A 7,292-nucleotide genomic window follows, 5' to 3' on the forward strand; every position below is an offset into this window, starting at 1 on the left:
GGCATGGGAAAGCTCCTGGTTCCGTGTGGGTCGTTCGGTGGGTGGTGCGGTTCGTGCTCTTTCGACCGCGCCTCGCGGCAGTGCTCGCGGGTGCGGAAGTCGTGGGGCCGGGCCGTGGGGCCGGGCGGTGGTTCAGGCCGCGGCCTCGGCCAGCAGGCCGTACACCTCGCCGGTGCGCAGGCCGCCGAGCATCGGCAGACCGGCGCCCCAGGCGCGGACGGTGCGGCCCGCGATGGCGGCGAGCCGGTCGGGGCCCGCGGTGATGCCGCGGTCGATGCCCCAGGAGTCGACGAGGGCTTCGATGCCCGCCGCCGGGTCGGCGGGCAGGGCGTCCGGATCGGTCGCCCGCAGCCGGGACCACAGGCGCTCCAGTCGGACCGCCGAGCCGAGCCGGGACTCGCCCGCGGAGATGGCCCGCCACAGGTGCGGCAGGATCGCCGCGACCGCGGTCATCTTGCGCACGCCGAGCGCGGAGGACAGCTCGTTGGCGATGAGCCAGCCCTTGACCGCGTACAAGTCGCGTCCCAGGTGGGCCCATTCGGCGTGGCTGAGCGCGCTGAGCTTGGCGATCTCCAGCCGCAGCCGGTCGTCGGTGGGGCGGCCGGCGCGGCGCGCGTCGCGCACCTCGTGGCCGAGGCGCACCAGCCGTTCGGCGATGGTCTCCACCAGCGCGTCCTCGGTCGGCAGGTCCCCGTGGTCGCCGACGTACGGGCTGACCGCGCGGAAGAGCGCTTCGAGGACCCCCTCGGCGATGAGTTCGTCGTCGAGGGTGGCGGTGGCGGCCGGGTCCAGGACGGCGGCCCGGGGCCGCAGCGCGGTCCCCATCACGAGCCGCTTGCCCTGGCCGGGGTAGCCGAGGCAGGCGACCCCGCTCGATTCGGTGCCGGTGCCGACCGTGGTGGGTACGGCGACCAGCGGGAGCCCGTGCGCGGTGTGCGGGCCGAGGACCAGCAGTCCGCTGCGCTGCGGCACCGTGAGGCGGGCGTACGCGTCGGGGTTGGTCCGCAGCAGGGCGGCCAGCTTGGCCTGGTCGAGCAGGGAGCCGCCGCCGATCCCGACCACCAGCTCGGCGTCCGCCAGCCGGTCGGCGAGGTCGACCACCGATTCCAGGTCGCCGGGGCCGGACAGTTCCAGCACCCGGGTGCGGTACCGCTCCCCCGCGAGCAGGGCGCGGACCGTGGCCGTGACCGGGGCGGAGGCGACCGCCTCGTCCACGAGGACCGTGATCCGCCGCTCGGGGCGGCCGGTGAACCACGCGCCCAGGCTGTCGCAGCCGATGAGCTGCTGCGCCGGGGCGTGCCAGCCCGCGCTCACGCCCGGGACCCGACCGCCGGGGCGGCCGTCCGTGCCAGGTGGATCTCCAGTCCGGCGACGACGCGGGCCAGCAGTTCGGTGAGGTCGGCGTCGGTGTAGGTGAGGGCGGGGAAGAGCTGTACGCCGTTCACCCCGGGGTGCACGATGGCGCCGGCCTCGCGGATCGCCCGGACCAGGGCGTGCACCTGGTCCTGCGGGAAGGGGGTCCCGTCCGGGTCGCACAGCCGGACGGAGCGGAAGAGGCCGAGCCCGGTGGTGGTGGCCACCCGGGGGTGGCCGTCGACGAGCGCGCCCAGTTCGGTGTCGAGCCGGGCCGAGAGCCTGCGGCCGAGGGCGACCGCGTCGAGGCGGCGCATCTCGTTCAGGGTCGCGGTGATGGTGGCGCAGGTGACCGGGGTGCCGGCCTGGGTCTCGCCGTGGGTGAGGACGGCGCCGGCGTCCGTGAAGGCCGCCGCCACCTGGCGGGAGGCGATCACGACGGCCGCCGCGCTGGTGCCGTTGGTGAGTCCCTTGGAGGAGACCAGCAGGTCGGGCTGTTCGGCCCACTGCTGGGAGGCGAAGAGGCTGCCGGTGCGGCCGAAGCCGGTGGCGACCTCGTCGGCGACCAGCAGGAAACCGTGTTCCCGGCGCAGCCGCAGCAGCTCGGCGAGGTATTCCTCGGTGAGGGGCACGGCGCCGCTGCCGAGCACCGGCTCGACGACGACGGCGGCGATCTGGCCGCCCTGGCGGGCCATGAGCGCGGCCAGTTCGGCCGGGTCGTTGGGGGTGACGTGCCGCACGAGGCGCTGGTCGACCCCGTAGAGCTGCTGGCCGAGGTCGTCGCCGGTGAGCGCGAAGCTGCCGTAGGTCAGGCCGTGGTAGCTGCCGCGCAGGCCGACGACCACCTTGCGCTGCGGCTGTTCGCGCAGTGCGTGGTACTGCCGGGCGACCTTCATGACGAGGTCGTTGGCGGCGCCGCCGGAGGTGGAGAACAGCACCCGTGCGTAGTGTTCGGGGCCGGCCGCCTCGACCAGGGCCTCGGCGGCCCGGCGGGCGTAGGTGTTCTCGTAGCGGAAGACCGAGAGGTAGGAGGCTTCGCGCAGTGCGGCCGCCGCCGCGGCGGCGATCTCCTCGTTGCCGTAGCCGATGTTGGTGTTCCACAGGCCGCTGGAGCCGTCGAGCAGTTCGCGGCCGTCGGCGAAGCGGACCCGTACCCCGTGCGCGGACACCGCGCAGAGGTCGTCGCGGCCCTGGTCGTGCGGTGCGGTCAGGGACGGCCACAGCGGGTGGTGGCCGGGGGGCGCGGTCTCGTTCACGGGGTCACCTCCGTCTCCAGGAGTACGTCGTGGTGGCGCTCGCCGACGGCGGGCAGCGGGTGGCGGGAGCTGATCGTGAAGCCGGCGGCGGCCAGTTCGACCTCCAGCAGCGCGACGGGCAGGACGCCGATGGTGGTCGTGCAGACCTCCACGGGACCGGTGTCGGGGATCACGGCGGGGAAGAGCGTGACGGTGCGGCTGCCGGAGTTCGGCGTCCAGTGCTCGAAGAGCCGGTAGGCGCGGCCGCTGTCGGTCACGATCTCCATGTCGACCTCGGCGGCCTCGGTCGGGTCGGTCCCGGTGGTGGTCATGTCGACCGTCGAGAGCAGGAACCGGCCGCCGGGCTCCAGGTGTTCGCGCACCGCCCGGTACAGCCCGACGCGGCCTTCGGGGCCGAGCAGGGAGATGGTGGTGGTGCCCAGCACGATCGCGCCGAAGCGGCGGCCGAGCGCGAAGTCGCTCATGTCGGCCCGGACGGGCAGGCACCGCTCGCGCAGTGCGGGGGGCGCCGCGGCGAGCCGCTGGTCGAGCAACTCCAGCATGTAGGAGGAGAGTTCCAGCGCGGTGACCTCGCGGCCCAGGGCCAGCAGGGGCAGCGTCAGGCGGCCGGAGCCGGCCGCCAGGTCGAGCACGGGGCCCGGGATGCGGCGGACCAGCGTGAGCAGTTCGCGCACTTCGTGGGTGCCTGTGCCGGCGAGGTCGTGGTAGACGGAGGCGCCCACGGCGTCGTACAGGTCGCAGAGCACGGCCCGTCCGCCGAGGGAGGCCAGCAGTTCGCCGGCGCGTCCGGGGACGTCGGCGGGGGTGGGGAGGCGGTGCCCCTCCCGCGTCATGGTCGTCGTCATGGCTGTCAGCGCCCCGCCGTCACGAGTTCGCCGACGCGTTCGTCGCGGAGCTCCGCCGGGTCGCCGGCGGCCGTGCTCAGAACGATCCCGGCGTCCGCGAAGTACGCGGCGACCCGCTCCAGGCCGGTGCGGTCGGCGTGGGCGGAGCCCGCCGCCACCGAACCGGACACCAGCAGCACCTCGGCGAGGGCGGCGGCGGCCGGGTCGAGGCCGAAGGTGCGCCCGCTCGCCGGGTCGTGGACGAAGGCGTGCTCGCCCGACCACAGCAGCAGCGGCAGCAGCGCGTCGGCGGTGTCGGCCGGGCCGGTCGCCGCCGCGGCGGCGGTCGCGGCGGCGCCGAGGCGCCCGCCGAATCCGGAGACCCGTACGTCGACCACTCCGCGGGCCCGCAGGTCGCGGACCGCGCCGATCGCCGCGAGGTAGCGCCCCAACCAGGGCCGCTCGGCGACCTGTTCCGGCGCTCCGGAGCCGTCCGGCAGCAGCCAGCGGGCCTCCACGCGGTCCAGCCGGTCCTCGCCGAGGACACCCAGCCGGGCGCCGCCCGGGGCCGTGGACAGGGCGCCGCCCTGGTCGACGTACAGCCTGCGGCGCGGGCCGTCACCGGCCGTACCGGCGCCGAGCGCGGGCAGGTCGGCGAGCTGGATGACCGGGTTGGTCAGGAAGTCGGGGAAGACCCCCGACCGCCGGGCCTCGTCGGCGTCGGCGAGGTAGGCGTCGAGGTCCATGTCGTCGGCGACGCGGATCAGCGTCGGGCCGACCACCGACATGTAGGCGCTGATCCCGTAGTTCTGGATCTGGAGGTAGAAGTCGGTGCCGAGGGAGCATTCGGCGCCGGGCTCGCTGAGCGAGCCCTCGTAACCGGTCACGACGGGTCCGTCCGGCGCGTCCGTGCCCTCGGTGTGACCGGGTACGAACACCACGGAGTCCGGGCCGACGAGATCCGAGCCGAGCAGCGTGGAGAGGTGGTCCGGATTTTCCAGGACGACCGTCGAGGCGCCCGTCGCGGAATGCTCCGCACCCGGCTTTCCGGTACCCCAGAGCATCAGATGCCGTTTGATTCCCGCCATGACTCCCCCTTCAAGGAATGCGAAGCACTACCGAGCGATACGAGTGATACGAAGCGATGGGGTGGCGCGGTGTGCGCCACGGATGGGCACCGGCCGGAGCCGGGCAGCACGGAGCCGGGCGGCACGCAGCCGTGGAACCGGTCGTGTGGTGGGTGGTGCCGGGCGGGTCAGGCCAGGGCGGTGAGGAGCGTCTTGAGTTCCTGGGTCGCCGCCTGCGGGCCGTAGAGGTTGGCCACGCCGGTGACGTTGAGGACGACCTCGTCCACGCCCGCGTCCTCGTACTCCTTCAGCTGCGCGAGGATCTCCCCGGTGTCGCCGCTGAGGAATCCGCGCCCCTCGACCAGGGCCCGCGCGTCCAGCGCCGGGTCCGTGCCGGTGATGCCGATCCCGGACTTGCGCAGCATGTCGACGTAGTGCGGCAGTCCCAGGTGCGCGGAGTTGCTGGCCAGCGCGATCTCACCCGGTGCCCGGTCGGTCCGGGCGAGCGCCAGCGGCACGATCGCCGTCAGCCGCGGCGCCGGGCGGCCGGCCTTCGCCGCGCCTTCGCGCAGCGCCGGCAGCACGGTGTCCCGCAGGTAGGCGGCCGGGGTCAGCCAGGTGATCGCCACGTCGGCGACCTCTCCGGCGAGCCGGGCCATGGCGGGCCGCAGCACGCCGAGTCCGAGCTCCACCGGAGCGGAGGGGAAGGGCGCGAGCTGCGCCTCGCAGGTCACGTACTCGCCCGCCATCTGCACCACCTCCCCCGCCAGCAGGCCGCGCACGGCCGTCAGGTACTCGCGGGCCGCGGTCAGTGGCCTGCGGTACGGGGCCCCGAGCAGGGCCTGCTGGAGGGAGGGGGCCCCGGGTCCGAAGCCCGCGATCACCGGCTGCCCGGTGGCCAGGGCCAGCGAGCGGGCCTGGACCGCGGCCTCGTAGGGGTGGCGCAGCGGCATGAGCGTCACGCCCAGCCCCGTCGGGACCCGGAAGCCCGCTCCGGCGGCGTGGACGAACCCGTGGTGGGGTTCGACCATCAGGGACTGTCCCTGCCAGAGCCGCTGGGCGTGGGTCCATTGGACGAGGCCGGCGTAGGGGAGGATCTGTTCCGGCCTGCGCGGCAGGAACGGTATGAGTACCGAATAGGCGGTCATCTGTCGCCCCTCGTCCTTCCTCGTCTGCGGGGTGCCGTCGGGTGGGGTGTCGTCGGGTGGGGTGTCACCCGTCGGATCAGATCCAGTCGAAGGTTTCCTGCCGGTCGACCGGCGGCTTGACCGCGGCGACGGCGGCGGTGGACCCGTCGTGCGTGGGCGGGTGGATGAAGGGCCCCGAGAGGGCGATTCCGGCCGCCACCGCGAATCCCGCGATGATCGAGGTGGTGCGGGTGCGTCCGGTGCGCGTGGTCTTCTTCATCATTTCCCCCTGTGTGGATCGCCGTTGTTCCGACAAGGAGAAGACTGCCGAGTGGAAGGCCCTCGGTGGCGGGGTTCGCGACGCAGCTTCCTGCGCCCGCCGGTGCAGCAAGCTGCACGAAAGTCCGGGGGGCAGAGCGGTGCGAATCATTCCGTTACCCATGGTCAGGCCGGTGTCCGCGTTCCTATGATCAGGCCACCGTGTTGACCGCACGGGAACAGCACCACAAGGGGGAACCATTGCGCGCCGGAAGCCTCACGCATCTGGGGATGTCACCAGAGGACGAAGACCTGTACAGATGCCTGCTCCGCCTCACGGAAGGAACGCCCGCGGTCCTCGCCGACCACCTCGGCGTTGCGGCGCCCGAGGTGGAGCGATGGCTGGGGCGCCTGGAGTCGATGGAGCTGACCTCCCTTGCCGACAACGGCAACGTCCGGCCGGCGCCGCCCGCGATCGCCGTGCAGCGGCTGATCGACCTGCGGCTGCGGGAACGTCAGGAGGAGCTGCGGCGGGTGGCCGCCGAGCAGCGGGTCGTGGAGTCGCTGCTGGCGGAGCGGGACGCGGTACGACCGGCCCCGCGCGAGGCGTCGGAGCGGCCCGCGATCGAGCGGGTCGAGGGGACGCCCAACGTCCGGGCGGTGATCGACGAGCTGACGTTCTTCACCCGTGAGGAGGGGCTGACCACCCAACCGCACGGGGCGCTGAGCCCGGCCAGCATCGCCGCGTCCCGGCCGCTGGACGCCCGGATCCTGCGGCGGGGCATCCGGATGCGCACGATCATGCGGCCGGTGGCCGTGGAGGACGCGCCGACGCTGGCCTACCTCCAGGAGATCTCGGCGATGGGGGCGGACATCCGGATCTCGGACAAGCCGCTGGAGCGGATGCTGGTCTTCGACCGGGCGGCCGCGCTGACCCCGATCGACCCGCAGAACCCGCGCCTGGGCGCCCTGGTGATCCGGGAGTCGGGGCTGGTCGCCAACCTGGTCTCGCTCTTCGAGCGGATGTGGTCGGACTCCGTGCCGCTGGCCGACGCCGTCGCGGCCCGACAGGGGCCGGGGGGCGGGCTGAGCGAGATCGAGCGGAAGGTGCTGGCCACCATGTACGAGGCGGAGAAGGACGAGAGCGGGGCGCGCGAGGTGGGCGTCTCGGTCCGTACGTACCGCAAGTACGTGGCGGACCTGATGCAGCGCCTGGGGGCGACGAACCGCTTCCAGGCGGCGCTGCTGGCCCGCGACCACGGCTGGATCTAGGGCGTGTTTCGAAAGTAGCGCCGGGCGCCCGAAGGGCGCTGCTCGCGGCGTCTGGTGCCGTGCATCGCAAGGCGGAGGATCGCCCGCCTACTGGACGTAATCGGGCGTTCCGACAACGCCGCGAGGCGCGGTACC

At 73.7% G+C, this 7,292-nt stretch carries 7 protein-coding genes; 1 reads left to right on the plus strand and 6 read right to left on the minus strand.

Features of this window, described 5'->3' with window-relative positions:
• Positions 1 to 132 precede the first annotated feature (132 nt).
• The 6 genes from mpaC to ACFWAR_RS10935 all read right to left on the minus strand — a co-directional run bounded on the left by mpaC (position 133) and on the right by ACFWAR_RS10935 (position 5,907).
• Positions 133 to 1,314 carry a daptide-type RiPP biosynthesis dehydogenase gene (mpaC, locus tag ACFWAR_RS10910; protein WP_385775350.1) on the minus strand — a complete coding sequence of 394 codons (1,182 nt, stop codon included), beginning with the start codon at positions 1,312 to 1,314 and terminating at the stop codon, positions 133 to 135.
• Positions 1,311 to 2,609, minus strand: a complete 1,299-nt coding sequence (gene mpaD / locus ACFWAR_RS10915) for a daptide-type RiPP biosynthesis aminotransferase (RefSeq protein WP_385775352.1) — start codon at positions 2,607 to 2,609, stop codon at positions 1,311 to 1,313. The genes mpaC and mpaD overlap by 4 nt, the downstream gene beginning before the upstream one ends.
• Positions 2,606 to 3,454: a daptide-type RiPP biosynthesis methyltransferase gene (gene mpaM / locus ACFWAR_RS10920; RefSeq protein WP_385775354.1), complete on the minus strand. Its 849-nt coding sequence runs from the start codon at positions 3,452 to 3,454 to the stop codon at positions 2,606 to 2,608. Before mpaM ends, mpaD begins: the two co-directional genes overlap by 4 nt.
• Before the next feature lie 5 nt (positions 3,455 to 3,459).
• A complete protein-coding gene (mpaB, locus tag ACFWAR_RS10925) occupies positions 3,460 to 4,521 on the minus strand; it encodes a daptide biosynthesis RiPP recognition protein (protein ID WP_385775356.1) in 1,062 nt (353 codons plus the stop codon).
• 167 nt (positions 4,522 to 4,688) lie between these two features.
• Positions 4,689 to 5,648 carry an LLM class flavin-dependent oxidoreductase gene (locus tag ACFWAR_RS10930; protein ID WP_385775358.1) on the minus strand — a complete coding sequence of 320 codons (960 nt, stop codon included), beginning with the start codon at positions 5,646 to 5,648 and terminating at the stop codon, positions 4,689 to 4,691.
• A 76-nt stretch (positions 5,649 to 5,724) separates the two neighbouring features.
• Positions 5,725 to 5,907: a hypothetical protein gene (locus ACFWAR_RS10935; protein WP_385775360.1), complete on the minus strand. Its 183-nt coding sequence runs from the start codon at positions 5,905 to 5,907 to the stop codon at positions 5,725 to 5,727.
• A 269-nt stretch (positions 5,908 to 6,176) separates the two neighbouring features.
• Between ACFWAR_RS10935 and ACFWAR_RS10940 the strand changes: the two genes are divergently transcribed.
• Positions 6,177 to 7,157, plus strand: coding sequence for a LuxR C-terminal-related transcriptional regulator (locus tag ACFWAR_RS10940; RefSeq protein ID WP_385775362.1), 981 nt, complete (start codon positions 6,177 to 6,179; stop codon positions 7,155 to 7,157).
• Positions 7,158 to 7,292: the final 135 nt, after the last annotated feature.

The sequence above is a fragment of the Streptomyces sp. NPDC059917 genome, assembly GCF_042730635.1.
Lineage (GTDB): Bacteria > Actinomycetota > Actinomycetes > Streptomycetales > Streptomycetaceae > Streptomyces.

What these genes read in the sequence shown, in the direction of transcription:
- mpaM (WP_385775354.1), bottom strand. Translation starts at nt 3,454, where the DNA reads ATGACGACGACCATGACGCGGGAGGGGCACCGCCTCCCCACCCCCGCC.
- mpaB (WP_385775356.1), bottom strand. Translation starts at nt 4,521, where the DNA reads ATGGCGGGAATCAAACGGCATCTGATGCTCTGGGGTACCGGAAAGCCG.
- ACFWAR_RS10930 (WP_385775358.1), bottom strand. Translation starts at nt 5,648, where the DNA reads ATGACCGCCTATTCGGTACTCATACCGTTCCTGCCGCGCAGGCCGGAA.
- ACFWAR_RS10935 (WP_385775360.1), bottom strand. Translation starts at nt 5,907, where the DNA reads ATGAAGAAGACCACGCGCACCGGACGCACCCGCACCACCTCGATCATC.
- ACFWAR_RS10940 (WP_385775362.1), top strand. Translation starts at nt 6,177, where the DNA reads ATGTCACCAGAGGACGAAGACCTGTACAGATGCCTGCTCCGCCTCACG.